The 19,885-nt window shown below is 65.8% G+C and carries 16 protein-coding genes; 2 read left to right on the forward strand and 14 right to left on the reverse strand.

From position 1 onward, the window contains the following. Window positions 1-175: 175 nt before the first annotated feature. From BIWAKO_RS02700 to BIWAKO_RS02725, 6 genes are all read right to left on the reverse strand, one after another. Window positions 176-1,006 carry a class I SAM-dependent methyltransferase gene (locus BIWAKO_RS02700; RefSeq protein WP_069877232.1) on the reverse strand — a complete coding sequence of 277 codons (831 nt, stop codon included), beginning with the start codon at window positions 1,004-1,006 and terminating at the stop codon, window positions 176-178. 134 nt (window positions 1,007-1,140) lie between these two features. After that, window positions 1,141-1,863 (reverse strand): GntR family transcriptional regulator, encoded by a 723-nt coding sequence (locus BIWAKO_RS02705; protein ID WP_244523341.1) that lies wholly within the window; start codon window positions 1,861-1,863, stop codon window positions 1,141-1,143. A 128-nt stretch (window positions 1,864-1,991) separates the two neighbouring features. Next, window positions 1,992-2,822: an ABC transporter permease gene (locus BIWAKO_RS02710; protein ID WP_069882107.1), complete on the reverse strand. Its 831-nt coding sequence runs from the start codon at window positions 2,820-2,822 to the stop codon at window positions 1,992-1,994. A gap of 4 nt (window positions 2,823-2,826) precedes the next feature. Beyond that, window positions 2,827-3,714, reverse strand: a complete 888-nt coding sequence (locus BIWAKO_RS02715; protein WP_069877233.1) for an ABC transporter permease — start codon at window positions 3,712-3,714, stop codon at window positions 2,827-2,829. Then, the gene (locus BIWAKO_RS02720) at window positions 3,711-4,784 is read right to left on the reverse strand and encodes an ABC transporter ATP-binding protein (RefSeq protein ID WP_069877234.1); all 1,074 of its coding nucleotides are present in this window, start codon (window positions 4,782-4,784) and stop codon (window positions 3,711-3,713) included. The genes BIWAKO_RS02715 and BIWAKO_RS02720 overlap by 4 nt, the downstream gene beginning before the upstream one ends. A 100-nt stretch (window positions 4,785-4,884) precedes the next feature. Continuing rightward, the gene (locus tag BIWAKO_RS02725) at window positions 4,885-6,078 is read right to left on the reverse strand and encodes an ABC transporter substrate-binding protein (RefSeq protein ID WP_069877235.1); all 1,194 of its coding nucleotides are present in this window, start codon (window positions 6,076-6,078) and stop codon (window positions 4,885-4,887) included. A gap of 65 nt (window positions 6,079-6,143) precedes the next feature. On the opposite strand from BIWAKO_RS02725, the gene BIWAKO_RS02730 reads away from it, so the two are divergent. Together BIWAKO_RS02730 and uxuA are read left to right on the forward strand one after the other, a co-directional pair. Next, complete coding sequence (locus BIWAKO_RS02730) at window positions 6,144-6,908, forward strand: GntR family transcriptional regulator (RefSeq protein ID WP_201788604.1); 765 nt, start codon at window positions 6,144-6,146, stop codon at window positions 6,906-6,908. Window positions 6,909-6,961: 53 nt separating this feature from the next. Continuing rightward, window positions 6,962-8,158 carry a mannonate dehydratase gene (gene uxuA / locus BIWAKO_RS02735; protein WP_069877237.1) on the forward strand — a complete coding sequence of 399 codons (1,197 nt, stop codon included), beginning with the start codon at window positions 6,962-6,964 and terminating at the stop codon, window positions 8,156-8,158. An 18-nt stretch (window positions 8,159-8,176) separates the two neighbouring features. Here the strand turns inward: uxuA and BIWAKO_RS02740 are convergent, their stop codons facing one another. The 8 genes from BIWAKO_RS02740 to BIWAKO_RS02775 form a co-directional block, all read right to left on the reverse strand. Then, complete coding sequence (locus BIWAKO_RS02740) at window positions 8,177-9,319, reverse strand: alpha-D-ribose 1-methylphosphonate 5-triphosphate diphosphatase (protein WP_069877238.1); 1,143 nt, start codon at window positions 9,317-9,319, stop codon at window positions 8,177-8,179. An 84-nt stretch (window positions 9,320-9,403) separates the two neighbouring features. Then, entirely contained in the window at window positions 9,404-10,996 is a 1,593-nt protein-coding gene (locus tag BIWAKO_RS02745) for a sulfite reductase subunit alpha (protein WP_069877239.1), read from the reverse strand. Then, window positions 10,993-12,789 (reverse strand): NirA family protein, encoded by a 1,797-nt coding sequence (locus BIWAKO_RS02750; protein WP_069877240.1) that lies wholly within the window; start codon window positions 12,787-12,789, stop codon window positions 10,993-10,995. The genes BIWAKO_RS02745 and BIWAKO_RS02750 overlap by 4 nt, the downstream gene beginning before the upstream one ends. Window positions 12,790-12,802: 13 nt before the next feature. After that, window positions 12,803-13,600 (reverse strand): ABC transporter ATP-binding protein, encoded by a 798-nt coding sequence (locus BIWAKO_RS02755; RefSeq protein ID WP_069877241.1) that lies wholly within the window; start codon window positions 13,598-13,600, stop codon window positions 12,803-12,805. A 13-nt stretch (window positions 13,601-13,613) separates the two neighbouring features. Then, a complete protein-coding gene (ntrB, locus tag BIWAKO_RS02760; RefSeq protein ID WP_069882108.1) occupies window positions 13,614-14,519 on the reverse strand; it encodes a nitrate ABC transporter permease in 906 nt (301 codons plus the stop codon). Window positions 14,520-14,557: 38 nt separating this feature from the next. Further along, complete coding sequence (locus BIWAKO_RS02765; RefSeq protein WP_069877242.1) at window positions 14,558-17,254, reverse strand: nitrate reductase; 2,697 nt, start codon at window positions 17,252-17,254, stop codon at window positions 14,558-14,560. A gap of 2 nt (window positions 17,255-17,256) precedes the next feature. Next, the gene (locus BIWAKO_RS02770; protein ID WP_069877243.1) at window positions 17,257-18,471 is read right to left on the reverse strand and encodes an NAD(P)/FAD-dependent oxidoreductase; all 1,215 of its coding nucleotides are present in this window, start codon (window positions 18,469-18,471) and stop codon (window positions 17,257-17,259) included. A gap of 4 nt (window positions 18,472-18,475) precedes the next feature. Further along, window positions 18,476-19,795, reverse strand: coding sequence for a CmpA/NrtA family ABC transporter substrate-binding protein (locus tag BIWAKO_RS02775; protein ID WP_069877244.1), 1,320 nt, complete (start codon window positions 19,793-19,795; stop codon window positions 18,476-18,478). Window positions 19,796-19,885 lie beyond the last annotated feature (90 nt).

Below are 19,885 nucleotides of genomic sequence, written 5' to 3' on the forward strand. Positions count from 1 at the left end.
TATAGAACAGTCGCGCTAATCCATCATCGGCGCAACCGTGAATCGATATGAGTGATAGTGCTGCATTTCATCCAGATGTGGGCGACGCGCGTTGTGCGTCGCGTGCCCTTATACGCGAAACCGGGCAGTTTTCGACCGGTTTTGCTAATGGAACTAGCCCGACGCTGCGCCGCGCTCAAAACTGGTAGCGAAGCAGCCGGCCCATGCGCCCGAGAGGAGGACATGCGGAAAGGAACAGGACGGTCAGGCGAGCCGGCCAGGACATCCTTGCAATCTGGGCCGGATCATAGCCGCGCGGATCATAGGCGGTCAGGTCGTTCCTGAGCTTCAACCCAGGTATCCGGCCCTCGAGCTCGCGCGGATCGTCGATGCTCCATAGCAGCCTGGCGCCGGTCGCCCGGACCGAACGATGATGGCTGACGAGCCATAGTCCGAGCGGGCTGAAGGCGTCGAAGACCAGTTCGCCATGCCCGAAATGCGCAACCAGCCGCTTGATCAACCGCGGCACGGCATCCGGCCGCAGATACATCAGCAACCCTTCCGCAATGATCATTGTCGGCCGTCCGGAAGGCACGTCGTCGAGCCAGCTCGGCTCCGTTACCGAAGAGCCGATCAGGGTGTAACCCTGCCTTTCCGGATAGAGACGCCGGCGCAACGCAACGACCTCCGGATAGTCCAGATCGAACCAGCGAACGCCTGCGGGCGGATCGATCCGGAAGACCCGGCTGTCGAGGCCGCAGCCGAGATGCAGCACCGTCGCATCGGAGTGCCGCATGATGAAGTCGCTGGTCCAGCCATCGAAGATATGCGCCCGCATCGCCAGCGCGATCATGTCGTCCCGACTGACTCCCAGTTTCCGGAAGTCATAGTCAATCCGGCGGATCGCGCTCGCGGCAAAGCGATCATTCAGCAGGGAATCCCGCAGGCGGCTTTCCTCGCCCTTGGCGTAGAGGGTGATGAGGAGTGTTTCCCGCTCCCTCGTCAGGGTCACTTTCTCGGAAAGCAATCGCTCGGGATCAGCCCGCACTGGTCGCGCCGTGTTTCGGGTGGTCTGGCTGCGCACCATTGGGCGATCCCGAATCACGTTGCTGGTTCGATCGGCGCGGGCCTCGGGCACTCCCCGCCCCCTCAGCGCGCCGATCAGGGCCTGTGCAGCACCTGCGTATGTGCCGGCATGACTTCGTCCTCGAACAGCTCCGGATAGTTCTGCGCAATCCGGGGCAAGGCGTTGAGGATTTCGCGCAAATGCTTGCGCATCTCGCACTCCGCGCCATCGGCGTCTCCGGCCTCGATGGCATCGACGATCGCGGCATGCTGGGCAACGAGCAGCGGAACCGGCGAGGCGCCGGGCAGCGACAGATAGCGGACGCGGTCAGTCTGGGCGCGAGCGCCTTCGACGATGCGGGCGGCGTAGTCGCAATCGACGATCTCGGCGAGGGTCTGATGAAAATTCTCGTCGAGCACAGCGAAGGCGGAGCGATCGGCGAGCCCAGACGTCTCGCGCTGGCGCTCGATCAGCCGGCGCAGTCGCACCACGTCTTTCGCGGTGATCAAAGCGCTGGCTGCGCGCGCGATGGCACATTCCACCGCCTCGCGTACGAAGCGGGCATTGGCGATCGCCCGCATCGAAACCTTCATCACATAAGTGCCGCGGCTCGGCAGGACCTGTACGAGGCCGGCTTCGGAGAGCTCGATGAAGGCCTCGCGGACCGGCTGGCGGCCTACGCCGAAGCGGCCGGCGATATCCTTTTCCGAGAGTGCCTCACCGGGCCTGAGCCGCGTGGCGATAATCGCCCGCCGCAAGGACGAGACCAGATGCGGAGCGATCGAATCCTTGAGGCGGAGGCTGGGTTCCATCGTCATGGGCAGAGAGTCCCGCTCATCCCCCATCCGGCGGTCTGTCTATCATACCACTATGGTGGATGTCGCCATGCCCATACGTCGCAGGGGCCGGCCACCCGAAGGCGGCCGGCGTCTTCCGTATTGGCGTCCTATTTCTTGGCCCGGGCGACGATCTGCGTCGGGTTGACGAAGCGCAGCGCGATCACCAGCCAGATCAGCGTCGTGATCATGTAGATCACCGCCATGGCATCGATCGACTGCACTGCACGCACGCCTGCCGCGAAGACCGCATAATAGAGGGCGACGACGAGTGTCTGGCTGGTCGGGCCTGCGGTCAGGAAGGTCAGCTCGAACATCGCGATCGTCCTGACCAGAACCAGCAGCAGCGCAGCCAGAATGCCCGGCATCAGCAGGGGCAGCAGGACGTGAATGAAGAGCTTGAAGGTGTTCGCTCCGAAGACGCGGGCGGCCGCCTCGATCTTGGTGTCGATCTGCTCGATGAACGGGATCATCACCAGAATGACGAAGGGAACGGTCGGCACCAGGTTGGCAAGCACCACGCCGGACATGCCGCCGGCCAGGCCGAGCTTGTAGAGCACCGTCGCGAGCGGGATGCCGAACGTGATCGGCGGCACCAGCAACGGCAGCAGGAACAGCAGCATGACGAGCTTCTTGCCCGGAAAATCCCGCCGCGCCAGCGCATAGGCGGCTGGCACGCCGAGCAGGCCCGAGAGGAACACGACCAGGAAGACGATCTGGAAGGTCACGCTCAGCACGTCGGAGAGCTGGAACTCGCTCCAGGCGGCCGAATACCAGCGCGTGGTCCAGCCGGCCGGCAACCATGTGCCAAGCCAGCGGGTCGCGAAGGAACTCGTCACCACCGTCGCGATCATCGCGCCGAGGTTGAGGATGAAGAAGCCGATGAGCGTCCAGTTGGCGGCAGCCCAGAGCTTGCTGGAGAGGCGGGTATCCTTGACCATGATCTCAGCCCTTCCCGCCGCCGGCGGGGCCACGGTAGAGCATGCCGCGCGCGGCCAGCACGACGACGACGATGCTGAGCTGCACCACGCCCATGATCATCGCGACGGCAGATGCCATCGAATAATCATACTCCTCGAAAGCAGCCTGATAGGCCGCGATCGAGATGACGCGTGTCGGCCCGGCCGGCGCCCCCAGCAAGACCGCCGAGGGGAAGACCGAAAAGGCCTGCACGAAGCTGAGGCAGAAGGTAATCGCCAGGCCCGGCAGCAGGAGCGGCAGCAGGATGTGCTTGAACCGTTCCCATGGCCCGGCGCCCAGCGTCGCGCCGGCCTGCTCGAGCGCCGGATCGACACCGGAGAGATAGGACAGGGTCAGCAGGAACGTGAAGGGAAAGCCGGTGATGACGAGCGAAATGCAGACGCCCCAGTAATTGTGCAGGAGCTTCACCGGCGTCGAGATCAGCCCGAGGGTCAGCAGGGTGCGGTTGAACCAGCCCTGGGGGCCAAGATAATTCAACAGGCCCTGCGCGACGAGAACCGTGCCGAGCGTGATCGGGATCACGAGGATCGTGGTCAGCAGGCGCTGATGCTTCATCATCCGCACGCGGAAGGCGATCGGAATCGCCAGCAGAAGCGTCACGATCGTAACCGGCAATGCCAGCCAGAGCGTCGTTGCAATCGTCCCGTACAGGAAAGAATCCGAGAAGAAGCGCGTGTAGTTCGCCAGCATCGGCCCGGCCTTGGGCGTGAAGGAGAGCACGAGCCCATAGAGGAACGGGTAGATGAACAGCGCCAAGAGGAAGAACACCGCCGGCAGAACCAGCAGGGTCAGAGAATCGATGCCGCGTGCGGCGAGCCTCTGGCTGAGGGGGATGGATGTCGTAGCGCTCACGCCGCCCCCCCGAAAACCAGGACGCGATCGGGATCTGCAGCCAGCGTGACCTCGCCGCCCGGCGCGATGCGGTCATGCGCCAGGAAGGAGAGATCGGTTCCATCCGCCATGCGGGAGAAGCCGACGAATTCGCGGCCGCGGAACTCGGTCGAGACGACGGACGCCTTGAGCCCGGCGCTGCCGGCAGTTGCGGGGTGCAGATCTTCCGGCCGGATCGCGAGCCAGGCCTGAGCACCGGGAGCCACGCTGCCGCGCACCCGTCCAACGACCTTGGCGTCACCGACAGTGACGGTCGCGCGCTCACCCTCGACGGAGGCGACGCGGCCGGCGACCTTGTTACGGAAGCCCATGAACTCGGCGACATCGAGATGGTCGGGGCGGGAGAACAGGTCTTCCGGCCCACCGACCTGACGGACCTGGCCGTCACGCATCACGACGATGCGGTCGGCCAGCGACAACGCCTCTTCCTGATCATGCGTGACGTAGATCGTGGTTGCACCGAGCGTATTGTGGATGCGGCGGATCTCGGCGCGCATCTCGAGACGCAGCTTGGCATCAAGGTTGGAGAGCGGCTCGTCCATCAGCACGAGCGGCGGCTCGACGACGATGGCCCGGGCGATGGCGACACGCTGCTGCTGCCCGCCGGAGAGCTGGCCGGGCAGTTTCTCGGTCTGACCCTGCAACCGGACCAGCGCTGCAGCCTCGCCGACGCGCCGCTCGATCTCGGATTTCTGGACGCCGCGCATCTTCAGACCGAAGCCGATATTCCGCTTCACGCTCATATGCGGGAAGAGGGCGTAATTCTGGAACACCATGCCGAAGCCGCGCTCCTCGGGCCGCAGCGGGTCGATGCGCCGATCATCGAGCCAGATGCCGCCGCCCGTCGCTGGCAGCAGGCCCGCGATCAGGTTCAGCGTCGTCGACTTGCCGCAGCCCGACGGACCGAGAAGCGCGATGAACTCGCCCTTCTTGATCGTCAGCGACACGTCCTTGACGGCGTTGTGAGTGCCGAAGTCGCGGCTCAGATTGTCGAGCCGCAGCTCGCGGAAGTTCGCAGCGTGAATCGTCATTTAGGTCACGTCTTTGGAAAGCGGCTGATGGGTTCTGTCAGGGAGTGTGACGGCGAAGCGAGCCGGCCGGAGCCGGCTCGCTGTCGTTAGCGGGTTACGTTCACTTGCGCTTGGCGCCGCCGACTTCCTCGTCCCAGCGACGGAAAGCGAGCACCATCTGGTCGGGATCGAGCGGCGTCTCGAGCGGCGCCTCGGCGATGAGCTTCTCGTATTCGGGGCGGCCGTATTCCTTGATCGCCGCCTGGCTCTCGGCGGGTGCCATGTCGAGCGTCACGCCCTTCACGGCCGGGCCCGGATAGAAATAGCCCTCGTCATAGGTGTAGGCCTGCTGCTCCTTCGTGAGCAGGAAGTTCATCAGGTCGAGCAGCACCGCGAGCTTCTCGTCCGAGACGCCCTTCGGGATGCACATGTAGTGCGCGTCGGTGACCCAATGGAATCCCTTGAGCGCGCCGACCTTGGCCTCCTTGGGCACGACGCCGAGCACGCGTGGGTTGATGTCCCAGCCCGTGGTCGTGACGGTCATGTCGCGGGAGCCTTCGCCGAGCTCCTTCATCACCGCACCGGTGCCGGCCGGGTAGTACTCGACGTTCTCGCCCAGCGCCTTGAGATAGGCCCAGGTCTTGTCCCAACCCTTGACCGGATCCTTCGGGTTCGAATCCCCGAGGATATAGGGCAGGCCCATGATCCAGGTCCGGCCGGGCCCCGAATTGGCGGGGCGCGCATAGAAGAATCGGTTCTTGTTCTCGCGGGTATAGGCGAGCAGCTCCTCGGCCGTCGTCGGCACCTTCTTGACCTTGTCGGGCATGTACTCGAGCAGCGGCCCGGACGGATAATAGGTCACCACGACGCCCTGCCCGCTAGCGAGGCCCTGCATCTTCGCGGCACCTTCGAGGTAGATCTCGTCGAGCTTCGGCAGCGAGCCTGCAAGCTGCGGCAGCAGCGGCGTCCAGAGCTTCTGGTCGACACCGGCCGAGAGCGCATCGGTCCCGGTCAGCACCATGTCGATATCGACGCGGTTCGCTTCCTGCTGTGCCTTCAGCTTGCCGGGAAGCTCCGGCGCGGGCGCCTTGGTGAACGTGATGCGCGAGACCAGGTTCGGCTTGGCCTTGCGGTAATTCTCGATCGCCTTCTGCGTCAGCGCCAGATTGCCGGCGACATCGACGACGGAAAGCGCGACCGGCGAGGTCGGCAGCTTGAGCTGCTGCGCGAAGGCGCCCGGCGCATATGCCGCGGCACCCGCGAGACCGGCAACACCACCAATAAATGTGCGCCGATTAATGCTGTCCTGGACCATGACTTCTCCCTTCGGTACGGATTTCCCGCTTTTGGTTTCTTTCAAGACACCTTTCGGCGTCAGCCTTGGCGAAGTTCACATTGACGCCGCCTCGGAATGCCCGGTATCCTAGTATACTAGTGGACCAGAGCTTGGCAATGGGCAGCGCAGCGGCACGACAAAGCACAGACCAGATTCACCGCGCCTTGCGGGACGACGTCCTCAACGCGGTGCTCCTGCCGGGCGAGGCGATGTCGGAAGCGCGGATGGCCGTCCAGTTCGGGGTCAGCCGCACGCCCGTGCGCGAGGCCTTCAAGCGACTGGTCGACGAAGGTTTCCTGGTGGTCGTGCCGCAGGTCGGCACCTTCGTCGCGCCGATCGATCTGGCGGCAGTCTATGACAGCCAATTCGTGCGCGAAACCTTGGAATGCCGCACTGTCACGCTGGCCGCACATCGGATCGACGATGCCGGACGCGCCGCGCTGGAACGGCTGATCACGCAGCAGGAACAAGCGCTCGCAGTGGGCGATCGCGTCAATTTCTTCCGCGCCGACGAGGCTTTCCATGCCGAGCTTTCCCGGCTTTCCGGCCACCCCTCGGTCTGGGGTCTGATCGAAGGCGTCAAGGCGCAGCTTGACCGCGTGCGCTGCCTGTCGCTGGAGGCCGCATCCTGGCCCGGCATGATCATGGACCAGCATCGCGAAATCGCCGCAAGGGTCAGTGCCGGCGACGAGCTCGGCGCCGAGAAGGCGATGCGGGCGCATCTGCGCACGGTGTTCGACGCCATCGAGGCGATCGCGCGCAACCATGTCGACGCCTTCGTCGCGAACACACCGATCCGCAAGGCCTGAACCGGCCGCATTCTCTGCATCACGACAAGAAACGACTAGGAAGGAACGCGACGATGGAACAAACTTGGCGCTGGTTCGGGCCGGACGATGTGGTGACGCTCGCCCAGGCACGGCAGGCGGGCGCGCAAGGCATCGTCAATGCGCTGCACCAGATTCCCTATGGCGTCGTCTGGAGCGTCGAGGAGATCGAGGCGCGCAAGGCGATCATCGAAAAGGACAAGAGCCTCGGCCTGCGCTGGTCCGTGGTCGAGAGCCTGCCGATCCATGAAAGCGTCAAGATCGGCGAAGGCGACCTGGAGCCGATCTTCGTCAACTATCGCCAGTCGCTGCGCAATCTCGCCGCCTGCGGCATCGAGGTGGTCTGCTACAACTTCATGCCGGTCCTCGACTGGACCCGGACGGAACTCGCCTGCCCCCTGCCCGGCGGCGGCACGGCGCTGCGCTTCAACCTGCACGAATATGTCGCCTTCGACCATTTCATGCTGGAGCGCCCCGGCGCTGCCGACGGCCATTCAGCCGAGGTGATGGACCGGGCCAGGGCCTGGTTCGAGCGCTCGACCGAAGCCGATCGCGCCCGTCTGCTCGCCAATATCATGGCCGGGCTGCCCGGCGCCTATGATCGCTATGACGTGCCCGGCCTGAAGCGCATGCTCGCGCGCTATCATGAAATGAGCCATGACGGGTTGCGCGCCAATCTGAAGCGGTTCCTCGAAGCGGTGATCCCGACTGCCGAAGAGGTCGGGATCCGCATGTGCATCCATCCCGATGATCCGCCACGCCCGCTCTTCGGGCTGCCGCGGATCTGCTCGGATGAGAGCGACATCGCCTTCATTCTCGATGCGGTCGACAGCCCGTCCAATGGCCTGACCCTGTGCTCGGGCTCGCTGGGCGCCAACCCCAGGAACGACGTGCCCGGCATCGCCCGGCGCTTCGCCGACCGGATCTGGTTCGCGCATCTGCGCAATGTCGCCAAGGATCCCGACGGCTCCTTCATGGAGGCAGAGCATCTCGGCGGCGACACCGACATGGTGGCACTCGTGGATGCCCTGATGGCCGAGGAGCAGCGCCGCAAGGCCGCCGGCTGGCGCCATTGGCGCATCCCGATGCGGCCCGATCACGGGCATGAGCTGCTCGACGATGTCGGCAAGGGCAGCTTCCCGGGCTACCCCGCCGTCGGCCGCCTGCGGGGCCTCGCGGAACTGCGGGGCGTCATGACGGCGCTGACCAGCCTGCGCGGCTACGACGCCTGATCAGGTCAGGGGCGCTCCTCAGGCCAGAAGACGCTGGTCGGCGAGCTGCACCAGCTTGCCGCCAGCGATCGTCGCAACGGCGCGCGGCTGAGGCGCGTCCTCGACGATGACCAGGTCTGCCCGCATGCCCGGCGCGATGATACCGCGATCGGCCAGGCCAAGCGCTGCGGCAGGGGCCTGGGAAACCAGCCTCCAGGCGTCGGAAAAGCTCGCCGTGCCGTTGCGCGCCAGCATGAAGGGCGCCAGCAGCAGCGCCGGATAGTAGTAATCCGAGGCCAGAATGGTGCAGAGCCGCTTGCCGACCATGTCCTCGGCAGCCGGGCAGCCGGTATGCGAACCGCCGCGCACGACATTGGGCGCTCCGAACACCGTCGCCTCGTCATGCGCGACAGCCTCGCGCGCCGTCGCCTCATCCATCGGGAATTCCGCCACGGTCACGCCGAGCGCCCGATACCAGCGCCGCATGTCCGGGCTTATGTCGTCATGCGAGAGTGTCGGAATGCCGGCCGCCAGCGAGATCTTCGCCAGCCGCGCGACCGATTCCGGCACCTCGTCGCCGCGGTCATGAACATTTTGCGCCAGGGCCATGAAGTCGTGATGCGAGAGGCCGGTGCGCTCGACCATCTTGGCGACCTTGTCCGGCCGGGTCGTCTCCTTGAGGATGCCGCCGGTGTGGTCGTTGAAGGCCAGAACTCCGACGCGCCCCGCCTGCAGCCACTCGATGATCTCGGCCTCGGCATCGAGGTTGAAGGTCTCGTGGCGCAAATGGAAGCGCGTATCGGCTCCGAGCTCCGGCGCGAGCCGCGCAATCGCGTCGATCAGGCGCCGCGCATTCCCGGCTCCGCGCAGGCCGGGTTCCCAGGACCAGGTCACGCCGTGGAAGGCCGTGGTGATACCGCAACACAGCATCGCGCGATCGGCATCGCGCAGGGCGAGATCGATATCAAAGGAGACGCGCGGCCGCGGCATGATGTGCCGCTCGAAGGCATCGCCATGACAATCGACCATGCCGGGCAGGACGAGGAAGCCGGTCGCATCCAGGCGCAAGGCGCCGGCAGGAGGAGACGCATCGAGGGCAGCGATGGACGATCCATCGGTGACGAGATCGGCACGGGTGAGCACGGCGGTCAGAACTGTTCCGCCCGTGATATGAATTGACACGCCCGCCTCCGCCGCAGCCCCTGGGAGGGCGCGCTTGACGGGCCAGCATGACGGCAGGATGACAGAGGCCCCGGTCAGGCGAGCCTAGTAGATATCGGCCTGATAGCGTCCGGCCTTCTTCAGGGCACCGACATAGGCGACCGCATCGTCGGCCGAGCGCTTGCCGTGCTCTGCCACGACATCGACGAGGGCGCGCTCGACATCCTTGGCCATGCGCTTGGCGTCGCCGCAGACATAGAAATGCGCGCCCTCGTCCAGCCAGGCGAAGAGTTCGGCCCCACGCTCGCGCATGCGGTCCTGCACATAGATCTTCTCCCTGCCATCGCGCGACCAGGCGAGCGTCAAGCCGTGCAGGATGCCGTCCTGCTTCAGTTCGTTCAGTTCCTCCTCGTAGAAGAAATCGCTGGCCCGGCGCTGATGGCCGAAGAAGAGCCAATTCTTGCCCGGAGCCTTCGTCGCCTTGCGGTCCCGCAGGAATGCACGGAAGGGAGCAATGCCGGTGCCGGGGCCCACCATGATGACCGATATCCGCGGATCGGGTGGCAGGCCGAAGCCGTGAGCACGCTGGACATAGACCGGCACCCTGTCGCCGGGGCTGACACGTTCGGCGAGATAGGTCGAGGCGACGCCCCAGCGCGGCCGGTTGCCGATGGCATAGCGTACCGTGTCGACCGTCAGTGATATGCGCCCCGGCGTGTCGGTGAAGGACGACGAAATCGAGTAGAGCCGCGGCTGGAGACCATCGAGAGCCTCGACAAAGGCCTCGGCAGAGAGCCGGGCCCTGGCGAATTTGTGCAGGGTTCCGAGCACGTCGAGCCGGTCGAGATCGCCGTCGGGGTCCTCGCCGGCGGCGAGGCGTTTGGCCGTCTGGCGTGTCTCGCCGCCCGTAACGTAGGAAATCAGCTGGAACAGTGCATCCGGCGCGGGCCCAAGCGCGACATCGGCGATCAGCACCTCGCGCAGGGTCTTGCCGCCGATATCGGCGTCCGGCCGTGCGCCCAGAAGTCCGATCACGGCATCGACGAGACGCGGGTCATTGCCGGGGATGATGCCGAAGGCGTCGCCGACCACGTAGTCGAGCCCGCTTTCGGTCAGGTCGAACTCGACATGATAGGTCTCCTTCTCGGACCCCTCGCCGTTGAGCTTGCGACGCGAGAGGAAGGTGGCGAAGGCCGGGTTTTCGCGTGAGCGGCCTGCTGGACCGGCCGGAGCAGCGGGTATGGCGACCTCAGCCGGAATCCCGGCGGGCTCGCCGCCCGCCGTTTCCGTCAGTGCCTTGAGCATGCGCAAGGTGTCTTTGCCGCCAGGCGCGCAGAGGTTGAGCCGCGGCTCCTTGCCTTCGGCGATCGCGGCCGAATAGGTTTCGCAGACATAGCCGCACTGGCCGCAATCCTGCTGCGCCATCGCCGCGAAGAGCTTTCGCGGCAACGGCTTGCCCTCGGCGAGCTTCATCCGTTCGGCGATCTCCATGGCCGGGTCATGCCACGGGGCGCCGTCATCCTCCGCGCCACCGCTCATCAGGGCGGCATTCTCGGCTGTGGAGAGCGCCGTCACCCCGGCATTGTCGAGGGAAAGCAGGCCGGCGAAGAAACCGTTCAGCCAGGAGCGCTGCTCGTCGCTGAAGGGCGCTGTCTCCGGCAGGACCTGGACGAGCGGATTCCGCGTCTGCACGGTCATGCATCATCTCCCGTGGCGTCGACCAGTTCCTTGAGCGCCGCGACCTCGTGGCGGCGGGCGAAGGCGACGAAGCTCTCGTCCGGCGAGGCGCGGTGCATCTGCCAGGTTCGCAGGATCCGCTCGACCAGCGCGGGCGCATCCTCAGCCCGCACATTCGCCTGGAAGTCGCGCGCCATGCCGCCCTCGACGCCATAGCCGCCGCCGACGAGAAGGTTGTATCCGGGTACGGTGTCGCCCTCCTCGTTGATGGGCACCTTGGCGCCGATCAGGCCGAGATCGCCGATATAGTGCTGGGCGCAGGAATGGTGGCAGCCCGTCAGATGGATATTGACCGGGGTCTCCAGTGTCAGGCGCCGGTCACAGTGTTCGGCGATAGCGAGCGCGTCCTCCTTGGTGTGGGCGGCCGCGAACTTGCAACCTGTCGCACCGGTGCAGGCAATCAGCCCGGCGCGGAGAACCGAGGTCTCGGCGGAGAGGCCGATCGCCTGAAGGTTGGCGAGGACGTCGTCGACCCTGCCATCCGGCACGCCGGAGATCAGCAGATTCTGCCAGACCGTCAGGCGAATATCGCCATCGCCACATTGCTGCGAGATCGCAGCGAGGACACGCATCTGCGCGGCCGTGAGCCTGCCGACCGGGAGCGCCACGCCGATCCAGTTCAAGCCGGGCTGGGCCTGGACATGGACGCCGATATGGGCGAGGCGGTCATAGACCGGGCGCGGCTTCACGAAGCCCGTCTCGACGCGGATCAGGGTGCGGCCGAGCTTTTCCTCAACCGCGGCGAGGAATTTGTCGAAGCCCCAGGCATCGAGCACATATTTCAACCTGGCTTTGGCGCGATTGGTGCGGTCGCCATTGTCGATGAAGACGCGCACGATCGCCTCGGCCACTGCGACGGCATCGGACGGTGCGACAATGATCCCCGTGTCACGGGCGAGATCGTGGTGGCCGGTGATGCCGCCGAGCGCCAGCCTGTACCAGATGCCCGGCTCGACCGGCCGGCCCGCACAAGAAGCGCCCTCCCCGACCTCGACGGCCTGGAAACCGATATCGTTGGTGTCCTCCAGCGTCGCGATCGAGCCTGCACCGTCGAAGGCGACGTTGAACTTGCGCGGCAGGCCGTAAAGCGAGCGGTCGTTGAGGATGTGATGGTGCCAGGCCCGAGCATGGGGCCGGGTGTCGAGCAGTTCGAGCGGATCGATGCCGGCGGTCGCCGAGCCGGTGACGTTGCGGATATTGTCAGCGCCCGAGCCCTTGGCCGTCAGGCCGAGATCGGCGAGGCCTTCGAGCAGGAGCGGCGCGTTCTCGGCCGAAATCTCGCGAATCTGGAGATTGGCGCGGGTGGTGACGTGGCTGTAGCCACCGCCATAGCGCTCGGCGAGATCGGCGACACCCTCGAGCTGCCAGGCCTTGAGGATACCGTTCGGGATCCGCAGGCGGCACATATAGCTGTTCTGCGCAGGCGCTACGTAAAACAGACCGTGATAGCGCCAGCGGAAGTTGTCCTCCGGTTTGGGATAGGTGCCGGAGGACGCCTGCTCCTTGAAGCGGGCATAGGCATCGAACGGATGCTCCGCCTGTTTCCATTTCTCCTGATCGACCAGCTTGCCTCCGGCCGCGACCGTGCGCGCCTGGGCCTCCCCATGCTCCTTGTCAGGCCCGGACGGCGGCAAAGCACCGCCTTCACCCGCACCGCCGAGCGGGCCGAGCCCACGCGCCGCCCGCGCCGACTGCATGCCGCTCATGAAGCCTTCGAGATAGCGCTTCTGGTCCGGGGTGAAATCGTTGCTCATCGCCGCACCCGACTCACGCCGCCTCGACGAAGCGATGGCGCTCGTAGAGGAATTTCAGCACCGCCTCGCGTGCCGCGATATAGGTGCGGTCCGAAACCAGCTCGAGGCGCTTGCGCGGGCGCTCCAGCCTGACATCCAGGACCTCGCCGATGCGGGCCGAGGGGCCGTTGGTCATCATCACGATGCGGTCGGAGAGCAGCACGGCCTCATCGACGTCATGGGTGATCATGATCATGGTGTTGCCGAGCGCGGCATGGATCTGCATCACCGAATCCTGGAGATGTGCGCGCGTCAGAGCGTCGAGCGCACCAAAGGGCTCGTCGAGCAGCAGGATCTTGGGCTCCATGGCGAGGCCGCGGGCGATGCCGACGCGCTGTTTCATGCCCCCGGAGATCTCAGCTGGACGCTTGTCCCGGGCATGCCCCATCTGGACGAGGTCGAGGTTGTGCATGATCCAGTCATGGCGCTCGCCGCGCGACTTCGAGCGCCCGAAAACCTTGTTCACGGCCAGAGCGACATTGTCGTAGACCGTGAGCCAGGGCAGCAGCGAGTGGTTCTGGAAGACCACCGCCCGCTCTGGACCGGGGTCGTTGACCTCCTTGTTCTCGAGCAGCACTGCGCCCGCGCTGACCGGCGTCAGGCCGGCGATGATGTTGAGCAGGGTCGACTTGCCGCAGCCGGAATGCCCGATGATCGAGACGAACTCGCCCTTGTCGATGACGAGATTGATGTCCTTCAACACCTCGGTCGTCGCCGCTCCGCGGCGGAAGCTTTTGTCGACATGGTCGATCTTCAGATAGGGCGTGCTCATGGCGCGTTGCTCCTCAGTTCACCGCAGTGCCGCGGGTGACGATCGCGCCGATGGAGGCGACCAGCCGGTCGAGGATGAAGCCGACCACGCCGATATAGACGAGCGCCACGATGATGTCGGAGAGGCGCGAGGAGTTCCACGCGTCCCAGATGAAGAAGCCGATGCCGACGCCGCCGGTCAGCATTTCGGCGGCCACGATGGCGAGCCATGACAGGCCGACGCCGATCCGGAGCCCGGTGAAGATGTAGGGCGCGGCGGAGGGCACCATGATCTTGTAGAAGAACTCGATCTGGTTCAGCCGCAGCACCTGCGCGACGTTGCGGTAATCCTGCGGGATGTTTCGGATGCCGACCGCAGTATTAATGATCACCGGCCAGATCGCGGTGATGAAGATCACGAAGATCGCCGAAGGCTGGCTATCGCGGAAGGCTGCGAGCGAGAGCGGCAGCCAGGCCAGTGGCGGCACGGTGCGCAGAACCTGGAAGACGGGATCGAGCCCCCGCATCGCCCAGACCGACTGGCCGATCAGAGCCCCGACCAGCACGCCGACGACGGCTGCCAGACCAAAGCCGATCGCGACACGCTGGAGCGAAACCAGGATGCGCCAGCCGAGGCCGATATCCTGGGTGCCGGCCCAGTAGAACGGCTCGGTGATCAGGTCTTTCGCCTCCTCCCAGATCTTGGTGGGTGGTGGCAGCGAGGATTGTGGCCCCGACGCGGCGATCTGCCAGAACAGCAGGATCAGCGCGACCGTGACGAGCGGTGGCACGAGATTCTGCAGAATCGGCTTGAACCAGGACAGGACACGCTGCGCCACCGGCCTCGCCAGCACAGGCGGCAGGCTCACCACCTCCGCCTTCGCTGCAGGCAGGGCGACGACCTTCGCCTCTGTCGCATTTTTCAAGGCAGCCTGACCCATCTCGTCGCTCCTCTCGATGTCATCCACGATCGTGACGCTCATGCCGCCGCCTCACGGTTCCGGTTGCCGGCGATGCGCCGGATCTCCGGCAGGCAGGACCCGCAATTCGTGCCCGCCCGGAGCTCGCGGCCGATATCCTCGGCCGTGACGGCCGCGCCGCTCTCGAAGGCCGCGCGAATGGCGTTGAGACCAACGCCGAAACAGGCGCAGACGATCGGGCCGGCATCGGCTGCTCCGTCGAGCCTGCGCCCGGACAACAGGGCGAGCCGGTTCTCGGGCGCGTAATCGGGATCGGCGAATGCGAGCTTGACCGTGTCCCAGAGCGGTGCGCGATCGGCCGGGCCAGTGAACAGGGCCGCGATGAGCTTGCCGTCGCGGGTCACGGCGCAGCGATAGATACCAGCCTTGCGGTCGAGCATCTCGACGAGGCCATCCTCCCCAAAGGCGGCGCGGCAGTGGGCCATCAGGTCGTCGGGCGTGGCATCGGTCGCAAACAGCTTGCCCTGCCCGCCCTCGACTGCGACCGCAACCCACCAGCTTCCAGCAGGCAGCGCGACCTGATCGCGCGAGAGCATGAAACCGCGCGCGGCATAGCTGACGGAGGTAATCCGGGAGGGTGTCGCCTTCATTTCAGGCTGGCCGGAATAGGGGTCGCATAGCGGCTGGACGGCCGCACCGGTGCGGGCATGGGACGCCGTCTCGGCGGACCAGTGGATCGGCACGAAGAGCGAGCCTTCCTGGACGCCAGGATCGAGCGAGCTCTTGAGGGTGATAGCTCCGTGGCTGGTCTCGATGCGGGCGAAGCCGCCATCGGCAAGGCCGTAGCGGGCAGCGTCCGCCGGGTTCACGCAGACCGAGGGCTCGGCGATATGCGCGCTGAGCCTGGGGCTGAGCCCCGTGCGGGTCATCGTGTGCCAATGATCGCGGACGCGGCCGGTGTTGAGCAGGAACGGGTAATCCTCGCTGACAGCCGAGGCCAGGGCGGGCGTGGCCAGGGGCTTCAGGCTGGCGCGGCGATCCCTCGTGAAGAAGCCGCCCTCGGTGAAGAGACGTGCCGTGCCGCCTGGAAATTCCACCGGAACCGGCCATTGCACAGGCAGGAGAGCGTCATAGGCGCGCCGATCGAGCGTGGCATGTGCGCCGATGTCGAAATCGCGGCCGCCTTCGTTCTCGAAGGCCGATAGCGCGGCATGCTCGGCATAGATCTCGGACGGGCCGGAATAGGCGAAGGCCTCCGCGAAGCCGAGGCGCCTGGCGACCTCGCAGATGATCCACCAGTCCGGCCTGACCTCTCCTGGCAGCGGCAGGAAGGCCCGTTGGCGCGAGATGCGGCGTTCCGAATTGGTGACGGTGCCGTCCTTCTCACCCCAGGCGGCGGCAGGAAGGATGAAGCTGGGCCCGGCGCGCAGGGTGTCGTTCGAGAGCACGTTCTCGGAGACGATGAGGAGGTCGAGCGTCTTCATCGCCGAGAGAACCTGATCGGCCCGCGGCAGCGACACGGCGGGATTTGTCGCCATGACCCAGAGCGCCTTGATCCGCTTTTCGGCGACCGCATCGAGCATGGCGACCGCCTTCAGCCCCTCGTGGCGAGCCATCTGCGGCGCCTGCCAGAAGCGACGGACGCGGTCGATCTCGGTCGGGGAGTAGCCCATATGGGCAGCCAGCATGTTGGCGAGACCGCCGACCTCGCGCCCGCCCATGGCGTTGGGCTGCCCGGTCAACGAGAACGGACCGCAGCCCGGCCGGCCGATGCGGGCCGTTGCGAGATGGCAATGCAGGATCGCCGCGACCTTGTCGGTGCCCTGCGCCGACTGGTTGACGCCCTGGCTCCAGGCCGTCACGACGGCAGGCGTACTCGCCCAGAGCTCGTAGAAGGCGGCGATCTCCGCAGCCGCGAGGCCGGTGCGGGCAGCGGCGGACGCGAGGTCGGGCGCGATCTCGCGCGCATTCGCCAGTGTCTCGGCGAAACCCGTGGTGTGGCGGGCGAGATAGGTCGTATCGGTCAGGCCGTGATCGACGAGGTGAACGAGCAGCCCTGCGAAGAGCACGCTGTCCGAGCCCGGCTTCAGGGCCAGGACGAGATCGGAATCCTCGGCGGTTGCGGTGACGCGGGGGTCGATGACCACGACCTTCGCGCCGCGCTCGGCCCGGTTCTGCTGAATGCGGCGGAACAGCACCGGATGACACCAGGCCGTGTTCGAGCCGACCAGCACGATCAGGTCGGCGCAATCCAGGTCCTCATAGGAACCCGGCACCGTATCCGAGCCAAAGACTCGGCGCTGGCCGGCAACGGTCGAGGACATGCAAAGCCGCGAATTGGTGTCGACATGCGGCGAACCGATGAAGCCCTTCATCAGCTTGTTGGCGACGTAATAGTCCTCGGTGAGGAGTTGGCCGGAGAGATAGAAGGCGATCGCATCGGGGCCGTGCTCGGCGATGATGCCCTTCAGGCCGGCCGCGACCGCATCCAGCGCGACCTCCCAGGAAACCCGGTCGTAACCGCCTGACGCGTTGCGCCTCAGCGGGTGCAATACGCGTTTGCCCAGACCCAGCGTCTCGCCGAGTGCGGAGCCCTTGGAACAGAGCCTGCCGCGGTTCGCCTGATGGTTCGGGTCTCCAGCGATCGCCGCGCCACCTCTGCCGTCCGGTGTCGCCAGCACGCCGCAACCAACCCCGCAATAGGGGCAGGTGGTGAGGATCGGGCCGGAAGGGCAGAGCGGTGCGTCATGGCGCATGGTCAGGCGGCCTCCCTGACACAATAGGCTTCGCCGAAGGGCAGATCGGCGCGAATCGCTGTGATGTCCTGGCCCGACCGGATCAGGCCGAGATAGAACAGCGCCCCGCTCGTCTCCCCGACGAGGATGCAGCCGGCGAGCCGGCCTTCGCGCAGGACAAACTTGCGGTAGATTCCAGCGGCCCGGTCACGCAGCACGACGATCTCGTCATCCGCGCCGGCTTCAAAATCGCCCGCCGAGAATACGCCGACGCCACTGACCTTGAGATTGGTCGCCAGCAGCGAGCCGGCATAGCTCGCCTCCTTGCCGGTGAGATGCGCCGCCAGCACGCGAGCCTGCTCATAGGCAGGCTCGACCAGCCCGTAGACCTGTCCGCGATGCTCGGCGCATTCGCCGATGGCGAAGATCGAGGCATCGGCGCTTGCCAGGCGATCATCGACGAGGATGCCGCGATTGACCGTCAGGCCGGCCGCCTTTGCCAGCTCCGCATTCGGGCGCACCCCGATGGCGATGACAACGAGATCGGCCGGAACGACGGAACCGTCCGCAAGCTCGACGCCCTCGACCCGGTCTGTGCCGACAAAACCCCTGGTCGCAGCATTGAGGCGAATGGTGATGCCACGCTTGTTCATGGCATGGGCGAGCAAGCCAGCGCCCTCCGCATCGAGCTGGCGCTCCATCAGGCGGTCGACGAGATGCAGCACTGTCACCTTGCCGCCGGCCCGGGACAGGCCATAGGCCGCCTCGAGTCCGAGGAGCCCGCCGCCAATGACGACGATCCTCGCCCCCCGCTCGGCCTGGGCGCGCAGAGCCTCGACATCGGCCGTATCGCGGAAGGTCGCAATACCCGGCAGGCCAATGCCCGGGAATGGCGGCTTCAGCGGAGTCGAGCCCGTCGCGAGCACGAGCCTGGCATAGGGCAGACAAAGCCCGCCTTCGAGCGTCACCGACTTCGCGGCCCTGTCGATGCTGGTGACCGCACGGCCGTAGAAGGTCGAGACGCCGCGCGCGCCCCACCAGGCCGCTGGCTTGAGTTCGATTTCGGGCACACCGATCTCGCCCGCCAGCAACGGCGAAAGCAGGACGCGATTATAGGCGAGCCGTGGCTCGGCACCGATCACGGCTATGGAATAGCGGCCGAGTGCGCGCTGGCTGAGCTCGTCGACCAACCGCGTCGCCGCCATTCCCTTGCCAACGATGACAAGCGGTTCCGCCATCGCCCTAGGCCACACGCTTGATCTTGAGCGCCTTGAGGTAGTCGAGCGGCGCCGCGGGGTCGAATTTCATGCCGTCGAAGAAGGTCTCGACACCGCGGCTGTCGGTGGTCGGGGCGCCCGTGACGCCGAGCGTCTTCGCCGCCTCACGCCAGAGATCGGCGCGGTTGGTCTTGTCGACCAGGGCCTTGATATCGATCGTCGGATCGAATTTGCCCCAGCGGATATTCTCGGTGACGAACCAGGTGTCGAGGCTCTTCCAGGGATAGGACGTCGCGCCGCCCTCGCCCCAGAACTTCATGTAGAGATTTGTGCCCTTCACCTCGCGGCCATTGCCGTAGTTGATGTCGCCTTGCAGGCGCTTGTTGAGGTCGGCGACCGGGACGTTGAACCACTGCCGGCGGCCGACGATCTCGGAGAGCTCCTGGCGGTTCTCCATCTTCTCGCACCACATCTGGGCTTCCATGACGGCCATCAGAATGGCCTGGGTCGCCTTCGGATTGGCATCGACCCAGTCGGCTCGCATGCCCAGGATCTTCTCGGGGTGCTTGAACCAGAGCTCACCGGTGGTGAGTGCGCTGTAGCCGATGTTCTGGTTGACGAGTTGCTCGTTCCACGGCTCGCCGACACAGAAGCAATCCATGGTGCCGACCTTCATGTTCGCCACCATCTGCGGCGGCGGCACGACGATGACCTTGATGTCGGTGTCGGGGTCGATGCCGCCGGCGGCCAGCCAGTAGCGGATCCAGAGGTCGTGGGTGCCGCCTGGGAAGGTCATGGCCGCTGTGAGTTCCTTGCCGGCGGCCCTCTTCCGTTCGAAGGCCTGCTTCAGCGGCGAGGCATCCTTCTGGACGTTCAAGTCCTTGTATTCGTTGGAAACCGAGATCGCCTGCCCGTCCTCATTGAGGTTGAGCAGCGTGTACATCGGCAGGGGCTGGCTGTTCTGCATCACCTTGCCGGTGGTGTAGAGATGCGTCTTGGGGCGCAGGATATGGCCGCCATCGATGCCGTTCGCCTTGGTGCCGAGCGCCATGTTGTCGCGCGTCGCGCCCCAGGAAGCCTGCTTGGCGATCTCCATGTCGGGCACGCCATGCTTGGCGTAGAAGCCCTTTTCCTTGGCGATGATCAGGGGCGCGGAGTCGGTCAAGGCGATATAGCCAAGCCGCGTGCCCTTGACCTCGGGGCCTGTCCCCTGCGCCATCGCGCCGGAGGGAAAGGCGAGCTTGATGGCGCTGGCGAGCGCTGCGGCGCCGCTGAGGTTCAGCATCTCGCGGCGGCTGGAGCCGGACGCAAGCGACAAGGCCCTGGTCTGAATGGTCTTGGTCATCGATCGCCTTTCGCGTGAGCGTGGTGGGCTCGCTGCCGCCGAAAACGAAAACGCCGCGCGAAAGCGCCCTTGCGGGCCTCCTTCGACAGC

The organism is Bosea sp. BIWAKO-01 (assembly GCF_001748145.1).
Classification (GTDB): Bacteria; Pseudomonadota; Alphaproteobacteria; order Rhizobiales; family Beijerinckiaceae; genus Allobosea.